Here is a 1,008-nt window from a genome sequence, read left to right as displayed (position 1 = left end):
TCTTAATAGAAAAACCCTTCTCTGTAAGGGACTGACCCCATAAGATGAGACAAATAAAAACACCTTCAAGTTTGAATACGGATGATTGTTATCCGAAATTAGACTTGGAGGTGTTTTTTCTATGGGGACAAGAGTGAGTTATCCGGTTGAAGTGAAACAGAAGGCTGTAGAAATGAGATTGGCAGGCGTACCTATGAAAGAGATCATGCAGGAGTTGAATATCAAAAATAATACGCAGATTAAGACATGGGTCAGATGGTATAAGGCTGGTGATACACATCGATTTGAACAGCCTGTTGGTAAGCAATACACTTATGGAAAAGGTCCGGAGTATTCTTCCGAATTAGAGAAACTGCAGGCAGAGAATCGATATCTGAGACAACAGAATGAAGTGTTAAAAAAGTACAACGAATTGGAAAGGAAGTTGATAGCCAAACGTCAGTCGAACTTGTAGAAGAATTGCACAGCACAATGACCGTGCAGGATATCTGTATTCATTTAGGTATCTCTCGCTCGTCTTATTATCGTTGGAAGAAGAATCTGAAGAAAGATCATCCCAAGCGCCATTTAGAAAAACAAATCGGCACGTTGTGCCGAGAGCACCAGTATCGATATGGATATCGAAAAATCACAGCTATATTAAAAAAGAGAATGTGTATTAACCATAAAACGGTTCAGCGTATTATGCAGAAAAATCAGTGGCAGTGCCGGGTTAAGGTGAAAAAGCGCAAGAAGAATGGGCAGCCATATGCCGTGGTCGACAATATATTAGATCGGAACTTTCAGTCTGATCATCCTCTTGAAAAACTAGTAACAGACATCACGTATTTGCCTTATGGACAGAAACAAGTGTACCTTTCCTGTATATTGGATGTAACTAATGGAGCAGTGATTGCTTTTACGATTGGAGATAAGCAGGACACAGACTTTGTCTTACACACACTTGATCAACTGCCAACACTGCCTGAGAACTGCGTGTTACATAGTGACCAAGGATCTGTGTATACA

The 1,008-nt window shown here is 40.2% G+C and carries 1 pseudogene; it reads left to right on the top strand.

What is annotated here, in order from left to right:
• Window positions 1–121: 121 nt before the first annotated feature.
• A pseudogene (locus tag ACFVRR_RS24305) lies at window positions 122–1,008 on the top strand (IS3 family transposase); the annotation flags it as partial.

Origin of the sequence: Gottfriedia sp. NPDC057948, from assembly GCF_042887255.1 — a bacterium.
Lineage (GTDB): Bacteria > Bacillota > Bacilli > Bacillales > Bacillaceae_G > Gottfriedia.
Note: the sequence above shows the minus strand (reverse complement) of the source record. Positions and strands in the feature narration are given on the sequence as shown.